The 21110-nt window shown below is 71.5% G+C and carries 20 protein-coding genes; 2 read left to right on the forward strand and 18 right to left on the reverse strand.

The window, feature by feature from the left end:
* Window positions 1-2 precede the first annotated feature (2 nt).
* From ABZ016_RS33185 to ABZ016_RS33220, 8 genes are all read right to left on the reverse strand, one after another.
* The gene (locus ABZ016_RS33185; protein WP_356920405.1) at window positions 3-890 is read right to left on the reverse strand and encodes a DUF5936 domain-containing protein; all 888 of its coding nucleotides are present in this window, start codon (window positions 888-890) and stop codon (window positions 3-5) included.
* Between the two features lie 16 nt (window positions 891-906).
* Window positions 907-1851: a type II secretion system F family protein gene (locus ABZ016_RS33190; RefSeq protein ID WP_356920406.1), complete on the reverse strand. Its 945-nt coding sequence runs from the start codon at window positions 1849-1851 to the stop codon at window positions 907-909.
* Between the two features lie 9 nt (window positions 1852-1860).
* Window positions 1861-3198: a CpaF family protein gene (locus ABZ016_RS33195; protein ID WP_356920407.1), complete on the reverse strand. Its 1338-nt coding sequence runs from the start codon at window positions 3196-3198 to the stop codon at window positions 1861-1863.
* A gap of 16 nt (window positions 3199-3214) precedes the next feature.
* Window positions 3215-3568 carry a TadE/TadG family type IV pilus assembly protein gene (locus tag ABZ016_RS33200; RefSeq protein WP_356920408.1) on the reverse strand — a complete coding sequence of 118 codons (354 nt, stop codon included), beginning with the start codon at window positions 3566-3568 and terminating at the stop codon, window positions 3215-3217.
* A gap of 1 nt (window position 3569) precedes the next feature.
* Complete coding sequence (locus tag ABZ016_RS33205) at window positions 3570-3950, reverse strand: pilus assembly protein (RefSeq protein ID WP_356920409.1); 381 nt, start codon at window positions 3948-3950, stop codon at window positions 3570-3572.
* Entirely contained in the window at window positions 3947-5197 is a 1251-nt protein-coding gene (locus tag ABZ016_RS33210; RefSeq protein ID WP_356920410.1) for an AAA family ATPase, read from the reverse strand. The genes ABZ016_RS33205 and ABZ016_RS33210 overlap by 4 nt, the downstream gene beginning before the upstream one ends.
* A 9-nt stretch (window positions 5198-5206) precedes the next feature.
* Window positions 5207-5914, reverse strand: coding sequence for a Flp pilus assembly protein CpaB (gene cpaB, locus ABZ016_RS33215; protein ID WP_356920411.1), 708 nt, complete (start codon window positions 5912-5914; stop codon window positions 5207-5209).
* A gap of 70 nt (window positions 5915-5984) precedes the next feature.
* Complete coding sequence (locus ABZ016_RS33220; protein WP_356920444.1) at window positions 5985-6818, reverse strand: hypothetical protein; 834 nt, start codon at window positions 6816-6818, stop codon at window positions 5985-5987.
* A 283-nt stretch (window positions 6819-7101) separates the two neighbouring features.
* On the opposite strand from ABZ016_RS33220, the gene ABZ016_RS33225 reads away from it, so the two are divergent.
* The gene (locus ABZ016_RS33225) at window positions 7102-8790 is read left to right on the forward strand and encodes a glycoside hydrolase family 18 protein (RefSeq protein WP_356920412.1); all 1689 of its coding nucleotides are present in this window, start codon (window positions 7102-7104) and stop codon (window positions 8788-8790) included.
* 12 nt (window positions 8791-8802) lie between these two features.
* Here the strand turns inward: ABZ016_RS33225 and ABZ016_RS33230 are convergent, their stop codons facing one another.
* The 5 genes from ABZ016_RS33230 to ABZ016_RS33250 form a co-directional block, all read right to left on the reverse strand.
* Window positions 8803-9237: a hypothetical protein gene (locus tag ABZ016_RS33230; RefSeq protein WP_356920413.1), complete on the reverse strand. Its 435-nt coding sequence runs from the start codon at window positions 9235-9237 to the stop codon at window positions 8803-8805.
* 17 nt (window positions 9238-9254) lie between these two features.
* Window positions 9255-10571 carry an Nramp family divalent metal transporter gene (locus ABZ016_RS33235; RefSeq protein WP_356920414.1) on the reverse strand — a complete coding sequence of 439 codons (1317 nt, stop codon included), beginning with the start codon at window positions 10569-10571 and terminating at the stop codon, window positions 9255-9257.
* A gap of 158 nt (window positions 10572-10729) precedes the next feature.
* Window positions 10730-11212 (reverse strand): ATP-binding protein, encoded by a 483-nt coding sequence (locus tag ABZ016_RS33240; protein WP_356920415.1) that lies wholly within the window; start codon window positions 11210-11212, stop codon window positions 10730-10732.
* Window positions 11213-11308: 96 nt separating this feature from the next.
* Entirely contained in the window at window positions 11309-12220 is a 912-nt protein-coding gene (locus ABZ016_RS33245) for an MEDS domain-containing protein (RefSeq protein WP_356920416.1), read from the reverse strand.
* A 51-nt stretch (window positions 12221-12271) separates the two neighbouring features.
* Window positions 12272-15025 carry a LuxR C-terminal-related transcriptional regulator gene (locus tag ABZ016_RS33250; protein ID WP_356920417.1) on the reverse strand — a complete coding sequence of 918 codons (2754 nt, stop codon included), beginning with the start codon at window positions 15023-15025 and terminating at the stop codon, window positions 12272-12274.
* Window positions 15026-15303: 278 nt separating this feature from the next.
* On the opposite strand from ABZ016_RS33250, the gene ABZ016_RS33255 reads away from it, so the two are divergent.
* On the forward strand, window positions 15304-16656 hold the full coding sequence (locus ABZ016_RS33255; RefSeq protein WP_356920418.1) for a M14 family metallopeptidase: 1353 nt from the start codon (window positions 15304-15306) through the stop codon (window positions 16654-16656).
* On the opposite strand, the gene ABZ016_RS33260 is transcribed toward ABZ016_RS33255, so the two are convergent.
* The 5 genes from ABZ016_RS33260 to ABZ016_RS33280 form a co-directional block, all read right to left on the reverse strand.
* A complete protein-coding gene (locus tag ABZ016_RS33260) occupies window positions 16653-17177 on the reverse strand; it encodes a hypothetical protein (RefSeq protein ID WP_356920419.1) in 525 nt (174 codons plus the stop codon). The genes ABZ016_RS33255 and ABZ016_RS33260 overlap by 4 nt on opposite strands.
* 65 nt (window positions 17178-17242) lie before the next feature.
* A complete protein-coding gene (locus tag ABZ016_RS33265) occupies window positions 17243-18724 on the reverse strand; it encodes a gluconate:H+ symporter (protein ID WP_356920420.1) in 1482 nt (493 codons plus the stop codon).
* A 102-nt stretch (window positions 18725-18826) separates the two neighbouring features.
* Window positions 18827-19237: a RidA family protein gene (locus ABZ016_RS33270; protein ID WP_190902330.1), complete on the reverse strand. Its 411-nt coding sequence runs from the start codon at window positions 19235-19237 to the stop codon at window positions 18827-18829.
* Window positions 19234-19995, reverse strand: coding sequence for an IclR family transcriptional regulator (locus ABZ016_RS33275; protein ID WP_356920421.1), 762 nt, complete (start codon window positions 19993-19995; stop codon window positions 19234-19236). The genes ABZ016_RS33270 and ABZ016_RS33275 overlap by 4 nt, the downstream gene beginning before the upstream one ends.
* Entirely contained in the window at window positions 19992-20963 is a 972-nt protein-coding gene (locus ABZ016_RS33280) for a sugar kinase (RefSeq protein WP_356920445.1), read from the reverse strand. The genes ABZ016_RS33275 and ABZ016_RS33280 overlap by 4 nt, the downstream gene beginning before the upstream one ends.
* Between the last annotated feature and the right edge of the window lie 147 nt (window positions 20964-21110).

Consider the following 21110-nt stretch of genomic DNA (forward strand, 5'->3'; position numbering starts at 1 on the left):
TCCTACTTGCCCGTGACCGCGCCGAAGTCCGTGCCCGAGCCGAGGATCAGGCCGGCGCCGAGGAGGAGCATGGTGGCCGGGACCATGAAGGTGGTGATCATCATCGTGGCCTTGGGGACGGCCCGGGCCGCCTTGCGGCGGGCGTTCTGCGCGTCCGTACGGCGCATGTCCTTGGCGAGGGACACCAGCGTGTCCACGATCGGCGCGCCCAGTTCCTCGCCCTGCTGCAACGCCGTGACGAACATGGCGACCTGCTCGGAGTCGTTCCTCCTCCTCAGCTCCGCGAAGGCCTCGCGGCGGCTCATGCCGAGGTCCATCTGGCGGAGGGTGATGCGGAGTTCGTCGGCCCAGGGACCCTCGTACTTGGACGCGACCCGGTCCAGGGCCTGGCGGAAGCCGAGGCCCGCGCTCACCACGACCGCGAGGACGTCCAGGAAGTCCGGCAGGGTCCGTTCGATGACGTCCTTGCGGATGCGGATGGCGGACCAGATGCCGACCTCCGTCCAGAACGCGCCGAAGGCCAGCAGGAGCAGGGCGACCAGCCACTGGCCCCGCATCAGGAACACCAGGAAGCCCAGGCCCCCGAGGAAGCCGTAGACCGCTCGGCGTGCCGCGTAGCGGTCGATCGTGAGGCCGCCGGGGTTGCCCGCCAGGTCGATCTTGCGGCGGTACCTGGCGACCTGCTTGGGGCCCATCAGGCGGAGCACCGCGGGGGCGTAGCGCATGCCCATGCGGTCGATGAGCGAGTCGACCGCTCCGGTGCGGGTCGCGCCGACCTCCAGGGCGAGGGCGAGATCGCCGGGGAGTTTGGCCTCGGCCCGGTACATGCGGATGCCGGCGAAGACGCCCCAGACGCTGAGGCCCGTGAGCAGGGCGAGAAGCAGTCCCATGGTTTTCCTCCGGCCCTCAGACGTCGATGCGGGACAGTCGGCGGATGAGGACGAAGCCGACGGCGTAGAGGGAGAAGGCGATGATGACCGCTCCCTGGCCCAAGGGTGAGCCGGTCATGCGGTCCAGGGCGCCGTCCTTCACCCCGTTCATCAGGAAGAGCGAGCCGACGCCCAGGACCGGGACGGCGTACGACGTCATGGTGACCTGGGAGAGCTGGGTGCGGACCTCCCGTCGGGTCTCCTTGCGTTCCTCCAGCGTCTCGGTCAGGTTGCGCAGGGCGCTCACCACCTGGCCGCCCGCCCGGTTGGAGAGCACCAGGGTGGTGACCAGGACGACCAGCTCGCGGGAGGGGAGGCGGTCGGCCATCTCGCTCAGTGCGTCGTCCATCGACGCGCCGACGGCCAGCTGGGCGGAGACCTTGCCGAGTTCCTCGCCGGCCGGGGCCTCCATCTCTTCCGCCGCCATGCCGATCGCGGTGCGCAGGGCGAGACCCGCCTGGGTGGCGTTGGCGAGGATCCTGGCCATTTCGGGGAGCTGGTTGATGAACTTCTCGATGCGTTTCTGGCGCTGCCAGTTGAGGAACTGGATCGCCACCCCGATGCCCAGCAGGCCCGCCAGCGGGCCGAAGAACGGCGCCAGGGCCGCCTGGCCGATCAGCCACAGGCCCGCGACCGTGGCGAGCATGTAGACGAAGAACTCGCCCGGCGTGACGTCCAGGCCGGTCGCCGCCAGGCGGAGTTCCAGCTTCCTGCCGAGCCCGGTGCGCCGCAGCCGGCGGTCCAGGTTGGTGAAGTGCCGGCGGCGGCCCCCGTCCGGGTCCTGGCCGGTGGCGGACAGGCGGTCGACCAGCGCCTGCCGCTGTGCCTTGCCGGAGGCGTAGGAGTGCAGGCCGGCCACCGCGAGGACGCAGGTCAGCAGGGTGATGCCGGTGGTGAGCGTGATGAGCTGGTGCAGATCCATCGGTCGGTCCTACCTGGCTTCTCGGGTGGCCAGCTCGTCCGCGGAGCGGGCGATGCCGAAGGCCTGCGGGATGGGCTGGTTCGCCATGTAGAGGCGGTCGGCGGTACGGCGTGGGAGGGGGAAGTGCTCGAAGGTGCCGTGGATCCGGCCGTCGGGCGTCATCGGCCGGGCGTGGAAGCGGGCGACCGTGACCAGGCGGTACGGGTCGCTGCCGTGGCTGTCCATCAGGGCGATCTCGGTGATGCGGCGGGCGCCGTCCGCGAACCGGGTGAGCTGCACGATGACGTCCACCGCGCTGTTGATCTGGTCGTGCAGCGCCACGAAGGGGATCTCCACGTCCGACATGGACGCGAGGGTCTGCAGGCGCATCAGCGCGTCCTCGGCGCTGTTGGCGTGGACGGTGGCGAGGGAGCCGTCGTGGCCGGTGGACATCGCCTGGAGCATGTCCAGCGACTCGCCGCCGCGGACCTCGCCGACGACGATCCGGTCGGGGCGCATCCGGAGGGAGTTGCGGACCAGGTCGCGGATGGTGACCTGGCCCTTGCCCTCGACGTTCGGCGGGCGCGACTCCAGGCGGATCACGTGGGACTGCTGGAGCTGGAGTTCGGCGGAGTCCTCGATGGTGATGACGCGCTCGCCCTCGGGGATGAGTCCGGAGAGCGCGTTGAGCAGCGTCGTCTTTCCGGTGCCGGTCGCTCCGGAGACGATGACGTTGAACTTCGCCTGCACCAGGCCCGCGAGCAGGTACACCATGTGGTCGTCGAGCGAGCCGAGGCCGATCAGTTCGTGGAGCGTGAAGGAGCGGGGGAAGCGGCGGATCGTGAGGGTGGCGCCCGTCAGGGACAGGGGCGGGATGATGACGTTGACCCGCTCTCCGGAGGGGAGGCGGGCGTCGACCATCGGGTTCGACTCGTCGACGCGCCGGTTGACCGTCGAGACGATCCGTTCGATCGTCTGCATCAGCTGGTCGTTCGAGGCGAAGCGCAGGGGCAGTTGTTCGACCCGGCCGCCGCGTTCCACGAAGATCGCGTCCGGGCCGTTCACCATGATCTCCGTGATGGAGGCGTCCTCCAGGAGCGGCTCCAGGATGCCCAGGCCCAAGGCCTCGTCGACCACCCTGCGGATGAGCTGGGCGCGCTCCACCGTCGACAGGACCGGGCCCTCGCGGCTGATGATGTGCCCGAGCACCCGCTCCAGCCGGGCCCGGCGCTCGGCGGCGGCCAGCGAACTCATCTCCGCGAGGTCGATCTCCTCCAGGAGCTTGGCCCGGTAGGAGGTGACCAGGTGGCCGTCCTCACCCCGGTTGCCGTTCTCCTCGGGGGAGTTGATGCGTGCTCGCAGGCTCATGAGTACGGTGCTCCGTTCAGTGGTCGAGCGGCATCGTCGCGGTCTTACGGGCCGGGTCGAAGTTCCATCCGGGCACGAGGGAGGGGATCTCCACCGTGACGGTGACGGTGACCTCGTCCGCACCGTAGGAGGGGGTGCAGCCAAGGACGTTCAGCCGGCTGCTCACCGCCGCCCGGCAGTCCGCCTCGTACGGCCCCTCCAGCGACGCACTGCGCGCCCCGGTCCGGGCCGCCGTGCCGGCCTGCTGGGCCGTGTAGGCGATCAGGCCGAGTTGTACCGCCGCGAGGGCGACGAGCAGCAGGATCGGCAGGAAGCCGATGTACTCGATGGCGACCTGGCCGCGGTCACGGGCCGTGCGGGCACGAGGCATCTCAGTCCGCCTCCTCGACCGCGCCGGCGTGGCCGTGGACGGGGATGGGGACGGACAGTGCGCCCGGGAAGAGGAGGGGGACCTCGAGCGTGACGTCCGCCGTCACATAGCCCGAGCCCCCGCAGGTCACCTCGGCACCGGATCGCCACGCCTGCGACAGGTGCTTGAGGCCCGCGGTCTCGCAGGCGCCCTGGCGGGCGCCCGGCTCGGCCGCCGTGGCCTGCCGTACGGCCTCGTCCGCGGCGTTGCCCGCGAGGATGAAGGTGTAGCCCACGAGGACGACCTGCCACAGGGCCACCAGCGTCACGATGATCGTCGGTGTCATCCCGAGGAACTCGATGGTGACCTGGCCCCGGTCCCGCTCCCTCAAGGGCACGCTCATCCCTCCCTCCGCCGGCGGAAGCTCACCGACCCCCGGTCCCCGCCCCGGAACCGGCTTGCCCGGTGGCCGCCCTCGGCGGCCTTGACCAGGCCGAGTTCGCCCGCGAGACCCCACAGGGCCTGCTTCACCGTGCTCTTGTTCTCCAGTTCGTGGATGCGGCCCGCGTCCACGACGCCCTGGAGTTCCTTGAAGTGGGCGGGGATCGCGGTGGCGGCGACGGCCGTGCCGGTGATCTTCTGGATCAGCGGCGGCTGGATCTCGGTGTTGCGGGTGTGCCGGTTGACGACGACGGTGGTCTCCTCGGCCTTGCGGATCTGCAGCCGGTCCCACATCCGTACCGCCCGTTTGGCGCCCCGTACGGCGACCACGTCCGGCGTGGTGACCAGCAGGGCCCGGTCGGCCATCTCCACGGCCGCCGCCCCCGCGCCGCCGATCTGGGCGCCGCAGTCGACGACGACGACCTCGTAGCGGGAGCGCAGGGCGCTGACGATCTGCCGGGCGGCGCGGTCGGTGACGTCCTCGCCGCGTTCTCCCTCGGCGGGGGCGAGCAGCAGGGCGAGGCCGGTGTCGTGGCGGAAGACGGCGTCGGCCAGGACGCGCGGGGAGATGTCCGTGATGGCGGCTAGGTCGACGACGGAGCGGCGGAACTGCACGTCCAGGTAGGAGGCGATGTCGCCGGTCTGGAGGTCCAGGTCGACCAGGGCGGTGCTGCGGCCGGAGGCCTGGGCGGCCAGGGACAGCTGGATCGCGGTGAGGGTGGCGCCCACGCCGCCCTTGGCGCCGCTGACCGTGACGACGGTGCCGCCGACGCCGGTGAAGACGTCGCCGCCGGCGCCCAGGTGCCGGCGGACGCCGACGGACCACTGGGCGACCGCCTGGACGCGGCTGGCGAGTTCCTCGTAGCTGAGGGGCAGCGCGACCAGGCCGCGGGCGCCGTAGTCCATGGCGGCCTGGAAGAGGCCGGGGCTCGCGTCGGAGGTGATGAGGATGACGCCGACGGCCGGGAAGCGCAGGGCCACTTCGCGGATCAGTTCCAGCGCGGGGACCGGGCCGATCCGCTCGTGCACGACCACGACCTCAGGCAGTTCGTCGACGGACTCGGCGGCCAGCCGGGCGAGGGTGTCGATGAGCTGGGTGGAGTCGACGACCGGGGTGACCGGATCGGCGTCCGGGAGCTGGCTGAGCAGCGTCGTGACGGACCGGACGGCGTCCGCGTCACCGACTGCCGGGAGGATCCTCGTGGGCATGCGAGCCTCTCACTTGTCCTTCGCGAGTTCGTACGTCCGGTCCTGCTCAGGGACGGTGGTGTCGCCGCCGGGTGCGACGAGGGCGAGCCGGACCCGCTGGGCGAACGACTCGGCGTAGGTGATGCGCTGGGCGTCGAGGGCGGACAGCGCGAAGGTGATGGGGACGGCGTCGGTGGGCTGCCGGTCGCGGTTGCTCTCGTCCGGCTTCAGCGCGGTCAGTTCGCCGACGTCGATGACCTTGGCGTTGGTCACGATGATCTTCGACTGGTCGGGGTCGCTCTCGCGCCTGCCCTCGAAGGTGGCGTACACGTTGACCGAGGAGCCGGGGGTGATCTTGCCGGCCACGCCGGTGGCCGCGTCGATCATGATGGCGACCTCCTGCTGGCCCGGCCGCAGGGCCGGCCGGCGGACGATCATGTCGGACTGGAGCAGGGAACCCGCTCGCAGGGTGGTGACGGCGATCTTGCCCCGGATCTCCCGCAGGTCCGTGACCGCGTTGGCCGACAGCCACCGCTCGGGCATCCTGGTCTTCTCGAACTGGCCCGCGGTGAGGGTCGTGTAGGGCGGCACGTCGGACTTCAGCCGGTAGGCGGTGACCTCGGGCCCGACCTTGGACTTCACGTCGTCGATGACGGAGAGCACGCCGGCGAAGGCGCCGAGGGCGCAGAGGACCGACAGGAGCAGGAGAATCACGCCGCGGCGCTGACGGGAGTTCATGAACCGTGCAACCTCGTTGGGGGTATCGGTCGAGCCGGATCGGAACAGTGCTGACGAGCGGTGTCAGGGCTCACCCGACGGCCGTTCGGTTCTCGAGCTGTCCTGGGGGCGGGCCGTCGTGGGCGGGTGGCGTGGCCGAGCAGAAGACGCAGCGGTCGCCGATCACGTCGATGCCGCACCAGTGGCAGCTGCCGCGCCGTACGGAGGTCACCAGTTGGTAGAGGACCGAGAGGTCGGGCAGGTAGCTGCAGAACTCGACCATCTTGCCGGTGCCCCACCAGCCGGGCGATTCGGCGGACAGAGGGACCTCGCGCAGCCCCTGCACCTTCCAGGAGGGGGCGAGGGTGCCGGTGACCCAGTCGGACGGGAGCTGTCCCTTGGCGAGCAGCATCCAGGTGCCGAACTCGGGTCCGGGGAGGGCGGCTTCGGGGGTGATCCGGACGAGCTGTGGCTCGGGGTGGGCGAGGACGCCGAACTGGCTGCCCGGGACCCAGGACTTGGCGTGCGACTTCAGGCCGACAGGGACGCGGTCGAGCCGGGCGACGGAGCCCAGCAGCGCCCCGGCGTGGATGTAGTGGACGAGCAGCCGGCCGGCGGAGGCGAGCACGCCCGGGCTGATGTCGCAGGACGCGAGCTGTCTCAGCTGACGTGCCAGGACGGCGATGCCGAGCGGCGGCAGCTCCGGGCGGAAGAGCGCGATGCGGTCGCTCTCCATGAGGGAGCGCAGGGTGTGCAGGCGGCGTTGCACCGCGGCAGGGGCGGCCGCTGAGCAGACCACGATCACGTGCCCGTGGTGCTCGACCAGGCCTTGCATCTCGGCGAGCGCGTGCTCCAGGGGGCGCCGGTCGACGTCCCGCAGCACGACGGCGGGCAGGGTGCGTTCGTCCTGTGGCGGCAGCGCCATGTCGGCACTGGTCACGGCGATGGCAGTTGACACGCGCGGCTCCCCGACTCCCCCAGCCCGTCGGCGCGCCGGGGGGTCACTCCGGCACACCTTGATGACTTCACTGCGTGACTACCTCAGCACTGTATCCACGGCTCTGTGACCGGAGAACAGCGTTTGTGTAGCTCGCGAGGAACTGCCGTTGCACAAGGTGCGTCAAAACGGGGCAGGTTGAGCATCTCACCGTTCCCCGAATTGGTCTGAACCTATTGACAGCCTCGTTGGTCTGGACCATTTTCTTGTCATGTCCAGATACAGGCGGTACCCACGACTGTGGCCGGGCGCCCTCATGGCCGCCCTGGCCCTCACTGTCACGACCGTCGGCCAGGCCTTGGCCGCCGACGTCAACAACGTCAGGAACGCCGGCTTCGAGTCGGGCCTGAGCGACTGGACCTGTTCCGCGGGCAGCGCCGCGGCCGTCTCCTCTCCGGTGCACACCGGCACGGCCGCGCTGCAGGCGACCCCGGCGGGACAGGACAACGCCCGCTGCGGCCAGACGGTGAAGGTGAGGCCCGACTCGACGTACACGCTGGGCGCCTGGGTGCGAGGCGGGTACGCCTACCTGGGCGTGACGGGCACGGGCACGACGGACGTGTCCACCTGGACCCCGGACTCCGCCTCCTGGAAGCAGCTGTCGACGACCTTCAGGACGGGCCCGTCGACGACGTCGGTGACGGTGTACACGCACGGCTGGTACGGGCAGGCCGCTTACTACGCGGACGACGTCTCGGTGTACGGCCCCGACGGGGGCGGCGGCACCGGCCCGGGGCCCACGGTCCCGGCCGCGCCGAGCGGCCTGAACGTCTCCGGTACGACGTCCTCGTCGGTGTCGCTGGCGTGGCAGCCCGTCTCCGGCGCCACCGGCTACCACGTCTACCGCGACGGCACCAAGGTGACCGCGGTGACCGGAACCTCGGCGACCGTCACCGGGCTCGCGGCCTCGACGGCCTACTCCTTCCGTGTGACGGCGGTCAACGCCGCCGGTGAGTCGCCGAAGTCGGCGGCGGTGACGGGGACGACGAACACGCCGAGCGGCCCGGGACCGGCCCTGCCCAAGCACGCGGTGACCGGCTACTGGCAGAACTTCGACAACGGGGCCACCGTCCAGAAGCTCGCCGACGTCCAACCCCAGTACGACATCATCGCCGTCGCCTTCGCGGACGCCACCTCGACGCCGGGCACCGTCACCTTCAACCTGGACTCGGCCGGGCTCGGCGGCTACACCGTCGACCAGTTCAAGGCGGACATCAGGGCGAAGCAGGCCGCCGGGAAGAAGGTCGTCGTCTCGGTGGGCGGCGAGCGCGGCACGGTGGCCGTGAACGACTCCGCCTCGGCGGCGAACTTCGCGAACTCGGTGTACTCCCTGATGCGGACGTACGGCTTCGACGGCGTCGACATCGACCTGGAGAACGGGCTGAACGCGACCTACATGACGCAGGCCCTGCGGTCGCTCTCGGCGAAGGCGGGCTCGTCACTGATCATCACGATGGCACCGCAGACCATCGACATGCAGTCGACGTCGAACTCCTACTTCCAGACGGCCCTGAACATCAAGGACATCCTCACCGTCGTCAACATGCAGTACTACAACAGCGGTTCAATGCTCGGCTGCGACGGCAAGGTCTACAGCCAGGGCTCGGTGGACTTCCTGACCGCCCTGGCCTGCATCCAGCTGGAGGGCGGCCTCGCCCCGTCCCAGGTCGGCCTGGGACTGCCGGCCTCGACCCGGGGCGCGGGCAGCGGGTACGTGTCGCCGTCGGTCGTGAACAACGCCCTGGACTGCCTGGCCAAGGGCACGAACTGCGGTGCGTTCAAGCCGCCCAGGACCTACCCCGGCCTGCGGGGCGCGATGACCTGGTCGACGAACTGGGACGCCACGGCGGGCAACGCGTGGTCCGACGCGGTGGGGCCGCATGTGCACGGGCTGCCGTAGCCACCGCCGGTCTCACCCCGTCGGACGGTAATGGCCGAGCACCCAGGCCAGCTGCGGGAACCACTCCTGGAGCCGCGACCTGGGCTTGGCCTCCACCACGCACTCGAAGAACCGGCCGTCCACGTGGATGACGGCGACCATCAGCGCCTTGCCGCTGGGACTCGCCTGGTAGTGCACGCTGCGGATCTCGGGCCAGCGGAACTCGATCGACAGGCCCGACGACTCGAAGGCCACACCGGACGCGTCGACGACGACCGCGTTGCGTTTGTCGACGGCGAGGAAGTCCGGTCCGGCCGGGGCCGGTTGCTGGGGCGGGGCCTGGGCGTACACGGGTGGCGCGGGCGGGTACGGGGAGGGCGGGGGCGCGTAGGACGGCTGCGCGGGCGCGTACTGCGGCGGGGGCGGGCCGAAGCCGGGGCCGGGAGGTGGAGGTGGCTGCTCGGTCATCCGTCGATTCTCCCTGCCTAGAAGAACTCCCCCCACGGCTGGTCCCAGATCTGCTTCACGCACAGGACCAGGAACAGCAGGCCGGCGATGCCGAGCATCGCGTTGCTCACCGGACCGTTGCGCCACTCCCGTGGCGTACGCGAGGAGTTCAGCAGCCAGATCAGGGTGGCGGCGAGGAACGGCATGAAGGCCGCGCCCAGGACGCCGTAGATGATGACCAGGCGGAACGGCTGGCCCTCGAAGAGCAGGATCATCGGCGGGAAGGTCAGCCAGAGCAGGTAGGCGCGGAAGGGCCAGGAGCGTTCACGTGCACCCGAGGCGACCTCCTCGCCCTTGGCCCGCCCCTTGCCGGACAACCGGGCCACGAAGTCCGCGAACATCAGGCTCACGCCGTGCCAGACGCCGATCAGCGAGGTGAAGGACGTGGCGAAGAAGCCGACGAGGAAGAACTTCGCCGTGGCCGCGCCGTACTCCTTCTCCAGGATGTCGCTCAGCTGGACCAGGCCCTTGTCGCCGCTCGCGATCGCGACGTTCGCGGAGTGCAGCATCTCCGCGCCGACGAAGAGCATGGCGATCACGAAGATGCCCGTCGTGATGTAGGCGACGCGGTTGTCGAGGCGCATGACCTTCATCCAGCCGGTGTCCGTCCAGCCCTTGGCGTTGACCCAGTAGCCGTACGCCGCGAGCGTGATCGTGCCGCCGACACCGCCGATCAGGCCCAGGGTGTTGAGGATCGAGTCCTTCTCGTCGGGCAGCACCGGGAGGAGCCCCGCGAAGGCGTCGCCGAGATTCGGCGTGACCCGGATCGCCAGGTACACCGTCACCACGAACATGACGCCCACCAGGACCGTCATGACCTTCTCGAACACCGCGTACTTGTTGAACCAGACGAAGACCAGGCCGACCAGACCGCAGGCGATGCCCCACCACTTCAGGTCCATCACGTCCGGGAACAGCGCCTGGAGCGGCAGCGCGCTCGACGACATCGCCGCCGCGCCGTAGACGAAGCCCCACACGACCACGTACACGGCGAAGAACCAGGTGGTCCAGCGGCCGAGGCTGGCCCAGCCGTCGAACAGGGTGCGGCCCGTGGACAGGTGCCAGCGGCCCGCCGCCTCGGCGAGTGAGATCTTGACCAGGCAGCCGATGATCGCGGCCCACAGGAGGGTGTAGCCGAAGTTGCTGCCCGCGATCAGCGTGGCGACCAGATCACCGGCGCCGACGCCGGTCGCCGCCACGACGATGCCCGGACCGATGTACTTCCAGCTGGCCTTGCGGGGTTGAGGTGAGTGCGCGGCCTTGTGGTCCGTGGAGTTTCCCGTGGTGTCCGCCATGAAGGTCAAGAAACATCAAAGACGCCGGACCGGCAAGAGGGCGTGAGGCAATCGGCCTAGGGGCGCGGGGAACTGCGCGAGCGACCCCGGACCACCCGCACCCCGGAGACAGGCCGAGGCGGCACAACGCACCGCCAACGACCCACCCCAGCAATGCATCACGGCTGTCGCCGACCACAGCCGTCCGCCCCGCACGTGCCGAGCTCGAACCACACGGTCTTGCCCGGCCCCTCCCGATGACAGCCCCAGCGCAGGGCGAGCGCGTCCACCAGGAACATCCCACGGCCGTTCTCCCCGGTGCCCGCGTCCAGCACCCGGGGCACCCGGCGCTCCGTGTCGGCCACCTCGCAGCGCAGTACGCCGTGCGCGGCGAACAGGGTGAGGCGGAAGCGGCTCCGGCCGTGCAGCACGGCGTTGGTGGCCAGTTCACCCACGAGCAGTTCGGCCACGTCCGCCACCTCACCGCGCTCCGCGATCCCCCACTCCTCCAACTGTCTGCGCACCTGCGCGCGGGCTTCGCGGACGGCGGCGGTCCCGGGGGCGTACTCGACACTCAGGTGGCCCGCTCCCAGGGGTGGTTGCGGGAACGGGCCGTGGTGGGCGTCGGGGTCCGGGAGGTGTCGCCCGGAGAGTCGCAGCATGGGTCCAGGGTGTCCCCCGGGGTGGTTCGGCGCAGGGGGAGGACTACCCGATCCCCTACCCGCTTGTGCAGGTGGGGGCCGCCGGTGAGGAGGGCGTCATGCGTACTGGAGGCGGACCGTGGCCCCCTCGGCGTCGTCGCGGATGTCGACGTAGGCGCAGACCTGGCGGGCATACCACAGGCCCGGTGCGGGTTCCTGGCCGGTGGCCCGGGGCGGGACGAAGCCGGCGAGCGGGTCACCGACGGGGCGGGCCGAGCGCAGTTCGCAGACGCAGGCGGGCGCCTCGCCCCACAGCAGGGCGGCGCCGTCCAGGGGCGCCAGTGCGGCGGCCGCTTCGGCGACGGCCGTGGCGAACAACTCGGCGTCGGCGGCGGCCAGTCCCCGGGTCTCCGCCCAGGTCTGCACGGCGGCGGCGTGCGGCCCGGCGAGGGGCTGCGCGCCGGCGGGGGGCAGCGGGAGCGGTACGGCGTCGAGTTCGGCCGCGAGCCGCACCGGGTCCTCGTACACCTCCGTGTCGGGGTGGGCGCGGCGCGCCGCGGCGACGACCGCGGGCCCCGCGGTGCGGGTGTCGTAGGCGCACAGGGCGATGGTGGCCATGGGGGCGAAGAGGAGGTTGGCGAGGGACTCGTAGCGGATCCACTCGGTGGTCTCACGGGCCGAGCGGCCGGCGCGGCCGCTCCAGACGGGCTCCATGAGCAGGTGCATCCGGCCGTCCGGGCCCGCGTTGCCGGTGAGGTACGTAGCGGCCCGGGCGACGGCGTTGGCGGCGGAACCGGTGTACCAGTCGGTGTGCGGGACGCTGACGACGTCCTTCGCGTCGCTGCCGAGGGCGTCGCGCAGGAGGTCCAGGTTGCGGGGGTCGGCGATGGCGACGGGCGGTGGTTCGCCGGGGGCGGCGAGGCCTTCGCCGAGGAAGGGCAGGGCGGCGGCCACGAAGGCGTCGTCGGAGTCGAAGACGGCCATGCGGTGGTCGAACGCGGCGGGTGGGGCGGGCTGTCGGACGGTCATACGGTCCCCTCGGGAGGTGGGCGGTTCCGCCTGGTCTGCGGTGGGGGCGGGTCAGCGCTGTGCCGTCACCCAGGCGGCGATCTGGCTGCGGTTGCTGAAGCCGAGCTTGCTGAGGATGCGTTCGACGTGGCCTTCGGCGGTGCGGCGGGCGATCACCAGACGATCGGCGATCTGCTGGTTGGCGAGCCCTTCGGCGACGAGGCGGGCCACCTCCGTCTCGCGGCGGGTGAGGCGGACCGTGGTGTCCTCGAACGGCACCTCGAACGGCACCTCGGACGCTCCGGGGCGGGGGCGGGCCGGTTCCTGGAGCGCCTGGGCGACGAGTTCCGCGAGGCCGAGGGCCGCGCCGCGCCGGTGCGCCCGCTCGAACGCGTCCGGTCCGAGGGCCAGGCGGGCCCGCTCCTCGGTGTCCCTGCGTACGGAGGTGAGGGTGCGCGCGCCCCAGCGGGCGGCGTCGATGTCGGCCCAGACGCGGTCGGCGCCGCCGAGCAGCACGGCCGCTTGCCGGTGGGCGCCGCGTTCGACGGCGATCGACGCGAGCAGGTCGAGGGTGAGGGCGATGCCGATGACGTCGTGGACGGCGAGTTTCAGGCGCAGGGCGTCGCGGGCGTGCCGCTCGGCCCGGGGCCAGTCGCGCCGGACGGTGTGCGCGAGGGCCAGCATGCGCAGCACGTACGACCGTACCCACTGCTCCCCGTGCCGCTCGCACAGCCGCAGCGCGTCCTCGCACACCTCGACGGCCCGGTCCGCCTCGCCCAGGAAGCCCAGCGCGCAGGCGAGTTCCACCTGGTCGAGGCCGACGAAGCTCAGGTGCTGGCCGGGCACGGGGCCGCGGGCGACGGTGGCCTCGAAGTGCTGAAGCGCGCCGGGCAGGTCGTCGCCGAACAGCCTCAGGACGCCGATGACGTATTCGGCGTGGGCGGCCTCGGCGGCGTCACCCAGCGCGCGGGCGAGGGCCAGGGCGTCCCCGGCGTGGCGGCGGCCCAGCGGGAAGTCCTGGGTGGCGGCCGCCAGCAGCCCGGCGACCCACAGGCCGCGGGCCCGTTCCCGGGTCGGCTCGGGGTTGGCGGCCAGCGCCCGGTCGAGCCAGTACAGGCCCTCGCGGGGGGCGCCGCAGGCGTGCCAGTAGAACCAGAGGGCGCCGGCGAGGCGCAGCCCGGCGAGACCTTCGCCGGGGGTGGCAAGGCTGAAGTCGAGGGCGGCGCGCAGGTTGTCCCGGTCGGCACGCAGCCGGGCGACGGTCTCCGGCTGCCCGGGCCCGAACCAGCCCCGCTCGCACTCCTCGACCCGCCGCAGCATCCAGTCCCGCTGCCGCCGCCGGGCGGTGTGCTCCTCCCCCTCCGTCCGCCGCAACTGCTCCAGCCCGTACTGCCGCAGCGTGTCGAGCATCCGGTACCGGACACCGCCGGGCCCCGGCTCCCGGCCCAGCACGGACTTGTCCACGAGCCCGGCGAGAGCGTCGAGGACTTCGTCGGCACGGAGTCCGACCGGGTCGGTCGCGGCATGCCAGTCACCTGCGGCGGCAAGGGCCGGGGGTGCGGTGACGCCGCCTTGACCGGACACGGCCGAGGGCAGTCTCAGGGTGCCGGGGCACGGCACGGGCCGGGGCGGTGCGCCGCTGCCGGGGATGACGGCGGGGCGGGAAGCAACCGGGGGGTCGAGGCGCGGCACGGGCAGCGGCAGGAGCCCCCCGGCCGGGCCGGGCACGGACGGCACCACGGCCCCGGGAGCCCCGGCGAGAGGTGGCAGCGTCACGGTCACCGCGAGCGCCTGCGCGGGCCGGGTACGTTCACCGGAGGTCGCTCCCCGTACCGCCCCGCCGGTGAGGCCCGCCGCACTCTCCGGCCGGAGAACCTGCGCCGGCACCAGACCGGACCCCCGCCCGGCCTCCCCCGCCCCGGCCTCGGCCGCGCACACCGCCTCGGCCGTCTCCAGGTCGAAGCTGCCCGCGAGGACCGACAGCCGGGCCCACACCGACTGCTCGGGCCCGGTGCACAGGTCGTGGCTCCAGGCGACCGCCGCCCGCAGGGTCTGGTGGCGGGGCAGGGCGGCGGGGCTGCCGGTGGTGAGGAAGCGGTAGCGGTCGTCGAGGCGGTCCAGGAGCTGGTCGACGTCGAGGACGCGCATCCGGACCGCGGCGAGTTCGATGGCGAGGGGCAGACCGTCGAGGCGGCGGCACAGGCGGGCCACGGACTCGAGGTTGCCGCGCGTGAGGCGGAAGCCGGGGACGACGGCGGCGGCACGGTCGGCGAAGAGGGTGAGGGCCGGATACCCCTCGGCGGCGGAGAGGTCGCCGTCCGGGTCGGGCACCGGCAGCGGCCGTACCTCCAGCAGGTGCTCCTCGGTGAGGCCGAGCCGGTGCCGGCTGGTGGCGAGAACGCGGACTCCCCCGGTGCCGTGCAGCAACGCCGCGGCGAGCTGCGCGCAGGCGCCCGCCAGATGCTCGCAGTTGTCGACGACGAGGAGCAGGCGTCGCTCCCGCACCTGCTCGACGAGGGCGTGCAGCGGCGGCTGGGCGGAGTGGTCGTGCAGCCCGAGCGCGTCGGCGGCGGCGAGGGGGACGAGTGCCGGGTCGTGCAGCCCGGACAGGTGCACGAAGCGCACCCCGTCCGGGAACGCCCGGCGCACACGGGCCGCGATGCGCGCGGCGAGCCGGGTCTTGCCGACGCCGCCCGGCCCGGTCAGTGTCACCAGCCGTGCGCGGGCCAGCAGCTCGCGGCCCTCGTTCAGTTCGCCACGCCGGTCGACGAAGCTGGTCGTCTCGACCGGCAGGTGGTGATCCCGTCGTGGCGCTGATCCGCCCATGATCAGCCAGTCCTCTGGGGGGGGATGTGGTCCGAGGAGGATCCGGGCACTCCGGCTCCCCTTACGCGAACCTTCACTCTCTCCCGCTGCGTACGCATATGCACGCGCGAGTCACACCCATGGGTGTACTTCGCCCGGGACACCTCGCCCACAACGCCGCACGCGTACACTGCACGGCCACTTTCAGTCTTGACCTGCTCATGCCATCCACAGAACGATATGCCCCACCCGCACCAGCACGTCGCACGGAACAACCCCACCTCCCACAAGGAGATTTCATGCGACTTCGCACACGAGGCGCCGGCGCCCGCACCGGCAGACGCACCGCGGCCCTCGCCTCGCTTCTCGCCCTCGCCCTGGCGGCGCCCCTCTACTCGACGACGACCGACGCCACAGCCGACAGCACGCCCAGGGCGACCGCCCCGGCCGACGACGTCCGGCAGTACGAGGTCCATCTGCACTCGACGGCCGCGGACCGCACGGCGCTTCAACGCACCGGCGTGACCGTGGACGAGGTACACGGTCACGGAGTGGTCGTCTCCGGCCGCGCGGACCAGATCAGGAAACTGCGTGCCCAGGGCTACGAGGTCACCCCGCTCGGCGCCGTCCCCGACCGGTCCGCCGGGAGGGGCGACGTCCGGCTGTTCGACTTCCCGTCAGGTGACTCGAAGTACCACAACTACGCGGAAATGACGAGCGAGATCAACTCGATCGTCTCGGCCAACCCGTCCATCGCGAGCCAGCGCGTGATCGGCAAGTCGTACCAGGGCCGGAACATCGTCGCGATCAAGATCAGCGACAACGTCGGTACCGACGAGTCCGAACCGGAGGTGCTGTTCACGCACCACCAGCACGCCCGTGAGCACCTCACCGTCGAGATGGCGCTCTACCTGCTGCGCGAGCTGACCTCCGGCTACGGCTCCGACTCGCGCGTCACCAGCATGGTGAACAACCGCGAGATCTGGATCGTCCCGGACGTCAATCCGGACGGCGGCGAGTACGACATCGCCACCGGGTCGTACCGGTCGTGGCGCAAGAACCGCCAGCCCAACTCCGGTTCCTCGTACGTCGGTACGGACCTGAACCGCAACTGGAATCACCGCTGGGGCTGCTGCGGCGGCTCCTCGGGCTCGACGTCCTCCGAGACGTACCGCGGTGCGTCCGCCGAGTCGGCGCCCGAGGTGAAGGTCGTGGCCGACTTCGTGCGCAGCCGGGTCGTCGGCGGCAAGCAGCAGATCAAGGCCGGTGTCGACTTCCACACGTACAGCGAGCTGGTGCTGTGGCCGTTCGGCTACACGTACTCCGACACGACGACGGGGATGACCGCGGACGACAACGCGGCGTTCAAGGCGGTCGGGCAGAAGATGGCGGCGAGCAACGGGTACACGCCGGAGCAGTCCAGCGACCTGTACATCACGGACGGGTCGATCGACGACTACCTCTGGGGCGCGCACAAGATCTTCGCGTACACCTTCGAGATGTATCCGCGGTCCGGGGGTGGGGGGTTCTACCCGCCCGACGAGGTGATCGAGCGGGAGACCTCCCGTAACCGGGACGCGGTGCTGCAGTTGCTGGAGAACGCGGACTGCATGTACCGGTCGATCGGCAAGGAGAGCCAGTACTGCGGCTAGCCGGCGTCTTCCTCGAAGTAGGCGTCCAGCACCGCGTCCAGCTGGCTGTCCCACTCCGTGAAACGGCTCCTGGCCGGCGCCTCGATCTCGATCGGGTACCAGCGCCGGTCAGGGGTGTGGACGGTGACGGTGTAGCGCTTGCCGAAGCGGGCGGTCTCGGTCTCGACCGCGCCGATCTCGTCCCAGCGGAACTCGCACTCCTGGTCGTCCAGGACGAGCCGGACGCCTCTGTGGTCGGCGGTCATTCTCGCGCGGCGGTCGGACGCCTCGAAGACGGGCCCGTCGGGCACGGCGTCCTCTTCGGACTCCGGGGCGGCCTGCTCCGCCTCCTCGACCTCCTCGGCCTTCTCGGCGTCCTCGACCTCCTCGGCGTCCAGTGCGTCCGCGACCTCAGGCTCCTTCTCCGGCCCGTCCTCCCCCGCCTTCTCTGCGGACGCGGGTGACGTGAGCCCGGGGATGAAGGCCGGGTCGAATCCGGCGCCTTCCAGGGGCTGGCTGCTCGAACCTATGCGCTGCTCCACAGCGGAGCAGTATGGTCGACAAACCTGTGCCGCACACAGTCAGCCCCTGCATCGTTATCAGACGCCTACAAGAACAAGCTGAGCACAGCCGCCACCACGAACCCCGCCACCGACAGCACACTCTCCAGCACCGTCCACGACTTGAGGGTGTCCCGCTCGCTGATGCCGAAGTACTTGGCCACCATCCAGAAGCCCCCGTCGTTGACGTGCGAGGCGAAGATGGAGCCGGCGGAGATGGACATGATGACCAGGGCGACGAAGGCCTGGGAGTGGTCGCCCTCCGAGAGGAGCGGGGCCACGATGCCCGCCGTCGTCACGATCGCCACCGTCGCCGAGCCCTGGGCCACGCGCAGGACCACGGAGATCAGGTAGGAGAGGACGATCACCGGCAGGCCCACGTCGTTGAACGTGTCGGAGAGGGCCTGGGCGACGCCGCTGGCCTTGAGGACGGCACCGAAGATGCCGCCCGCGCCGACCACCAGCAGGATGTTGCCGACCGGCTTCAGGGACGCCGTGGACACCGTCTCCAGCGACTTGCGGGACCAGCCGCGCCGGATGCCGAGCAGGTAGTACGCGAGGAACAGGGCGATCGTGAGCGCCACGAAGGGGTTGCCGAAGAACTCGATCACCGAGCGGAGGGTGGACGGGTCCAGGGCGATCGAGGAGAACGTCGCGGCCAGGATGAGGACCAGCGGCGTGCCGATGATGGCGAGGACCGTCGACAGGGACACCGGCTGCTCGCGCGGCGCCACCCCGGCGGCCCGCTGCTCGTCGATGACGGCCCGCTTGGCCTCGTCCGCCGCCTCGACCATGTCCTGCGGCACGGCGACGAAGATGCGGCGGCCGATCCACGCCGAGTACGCCCACGCGGCCAGCACGGCCGGAAGTCCGCAGACGATGCCCATGAGGATGACCCAGCCGAGGTCGACGTGGAGGAGACCGGCGGCGGCCACCGGGCCGGGGTGCGGGGGCAGGAAGGCGTGGGTGACGGAGAGGCCCGCGAGCAGCGGCAGGCAGTAGAGCAGGATCGACTTGCCGGAGCGCTTGGCGGCGGCGTAGACGATCGGGGCCAGGACGAAGATGCCGACGTCGAAGAAGACGGGGATACCGAAGATCAGGCCCGTGAGGCCCATGGCGAGCGGGGCGCGCTTCTCGCCGAACAGGCCGAGCAGACGGCTCGCCAGCACCTCGGCGCCGCCGCTGACTTCGAGGATCGCCCCGAGCATGGTGCCCAGGCCGATGATGATCGCGACATGGCCGAGGATGCCGCCCATGCCGGACTCGATCGTGGAGACGGCGTCCGACTTCTGGACGGTGCCGAAGAGTTCGGTGACGGACAGCCCGGCCGCGAGGCCGACGGCTATGGAGACCGCGAGCAGGGCGACGAACGGCTGGAGTCTCATCTTGATGATGAGGAACAGGAGCAGCACGATGCCGAGCGCCGCGGTGAGCAGCAGTCCGGCCGTGCCGTCGACGAGGAGGAGCAGGCCTCCGGTGTGGGGTGGGGCCTCGGGGGCCGGGGCGGACGCGGCGAGCGAAGGGGACATTCGGGGGTCCTCTGGGTAAAGGCATGCGGCTTCTGGGTAGGGGGGAGCGCGGCGCGGCGCATCGGTGGCGCCGCGCCTCATGGAGCGGGAGTGCGGGGGGTGTCAGCCGAGGACGGCCAGCGCGTCGATCTCGATGAGGAGACCCGCGGGCAGGCCCACGTAGACCGTGGTGCGCGCGGCGGGCGGCTGGGTGAGGCCCTGCTCCTCGAAGTACGCGTTGTAGAGGGCGTTCATCTCGGCGAAGTGGTCGACGTCGGTGAGGTAGACGCGGATCATCATCACGTCGTCCCAGGAGGCGCCGCCCTCCTCCAGGATGGCCTTGACGTTGGCCAGGGTCTGGAGGGTCTGCTCGCGCAGGGTGGGCCCGGCGGGGGTGGGCGCCTTGCCCTCCTCGGCGGGCAGGAAGCCGACCTGGCCGGCGACCTGGAGGATGTTGCCCTTCTTCACCCCGTGCGAGAACTTCGCCGGCGGGGTGGTGTGGGTCTTGGGGGTGAGTGCGATCTTGTCCGTCATACGGTGCCCTTCACTGGTGTTCTGCCGGAGTACTCCCCGCTGATGGCGTCCGCCGTACGGCGCACCAGCGGCAGGAGGGCGAGGAGTTCGTCCGCGGTGACGACGACGTTCGGCGCGGAGACCGACATCGCGGCGACGACCCGGCCGTCGGCGCCGCGGATGGGCGCCCCGACGCAGTTGATGGACTCCTCGTGGCCGCCGAGGTCGGTGGCCCAGCCCTGTTCGCGCACCTTCTCCAGCTCGCGCAGGAACGCGGTGGCGTTGGGTGTCGAACGGGCCGTGTAACTGGGGTAGTCGAGCTTCTCCGCGACCGCCCGCCGCTCGTGCTCGGGCAGGTCGGCGAGCAGCAGCTTCGCGACCGCGGCGACGGTGATGGCGACGGGCTTGCCGATCCGGGAGTACATCCGCACCGGGTAGCGGCTCTCGACCTTGTCGATGTAGAGGACCTCGTTCTCCTCGTACACGGCGAGGTGCACGGTGTGGCCGCAGCTCTCGTTGAGGCGCACCAGGTGGGGGTGGGCGATCTCGCGGACGTCGAGGTTCTCCATCGCCTCCTGGGCGAGGGCGAAGAGGCGGGCGCCGAGGCGGTAGCGCTGGTCGGACTGGCGGTAGACCAGGCCGTGCTCGTGGAGGGTGCGCAGCAGGCGCAGGGCCGTGGACTTGTGCACGCCGAGGCGGTCGGCGACCTGCCCCAGGTCGGCGGGGCCCTCGGCGAGCAGCGGCAGGATGCTGAGCGCGCGGTCGACGGTCTGGCTCATGGCGTACGTACCTCCTCCTCGGCCCGCTGGGTGTCCTCGGTCCAGCCGGGGCCGAGTCGCAGTCTCCCCCATGCCGCCTCGTCCAGGGCGACGAGCCGGTCGGCGTGCTCCCGGGCGGGTGGGGTGGCGAGGTCGCCGGGGACGGTGAGGGCGGCGGCGGCCATCAGGTGCCCGTGCCGCAGCCGGTCCCGCACCGGCAGTCCGCGCAGGGTGGCGGAGAGGAACCCGGCGGCGAAGGCGTCCCCGGCACCGACGGCGGCGACGACGTCGACGCGGGGCGCGGGCACGAAGGTGACGTCCTGCTTCTCGAAGACGGTCGCCCCTGCGGCGCCCTGTTTGACGACCAGCACCTCGGGTTCGGGGAGGGCGGCGCGGACGGCCTCCGGGCTGTGCAGCCCCCAGGCCTCGTCCTGCCCGACGAAGACGAGGTCGGCGCCCCGGGCGAGGTCGCGCAGCACCTTCGCGGCGTCCGTGTCGCGCCACAGGCCGGGCCGGTGGTTGACGTCGAAGGAGACAAGGGGGCGGCCGGGGCGGTGGGCGGTCAGCTCCCGCATCAGGTCCAGGCAGGACCCGGAGAGCGCGGGCGTGATGCCGGACAGGTGCAGCACGCGCCCGGCGCGCACCGCCGCCGGGTCGGGGTCCGTCGCGCTCATCGCGGACGCGGCGGAACCGGCCCGGTAGTAGGCCACCTCGTGGGCGTCGGTGGCCCGGTCCCCTGCGGTGCGGAAGTAGATGCCCGTGGGCCGGTCGGGGTCGCGCCGGACGTGGGCCACGTCGACCCCGTACCCGCCGATCGTCTCCACCAGGTGGTCGCCGAACGCGTCGTCCCCCACCCGGCTGATCCACCGCACCGAGTGCCCGGCGGCGGCCAGCACGCACGCCACGTTGGACTCCGCGCCGCCGATGCCCCGGTCGAAGGAGGGGACGTCGGCGAGGCGGCCCGGCCGGGAGGGCAGGAACGTGACCATGGACTCGCCGAGCGCGACGACGTCCACGGCGTCGGGGGCGTTGCAGGGTCCGGTGGGGGTCACGATGCTCGTAGCTCCTCTTCGTGCCGGTCTTGGTGCCGGTCTTCGTCGGTCTTCGTGTCGGTCTTCGTGTCGGTCGGTGGCGGT

Origin of the sequence: Streptomyces sp. NPDC006372 (assembly GCF_040612515.1) — a bacterium.
Lineage (GTDB): Bacteria > Actinomycetota > Actinomycetes > Streptomycetales > Streptomycetaceae > Streptomyces.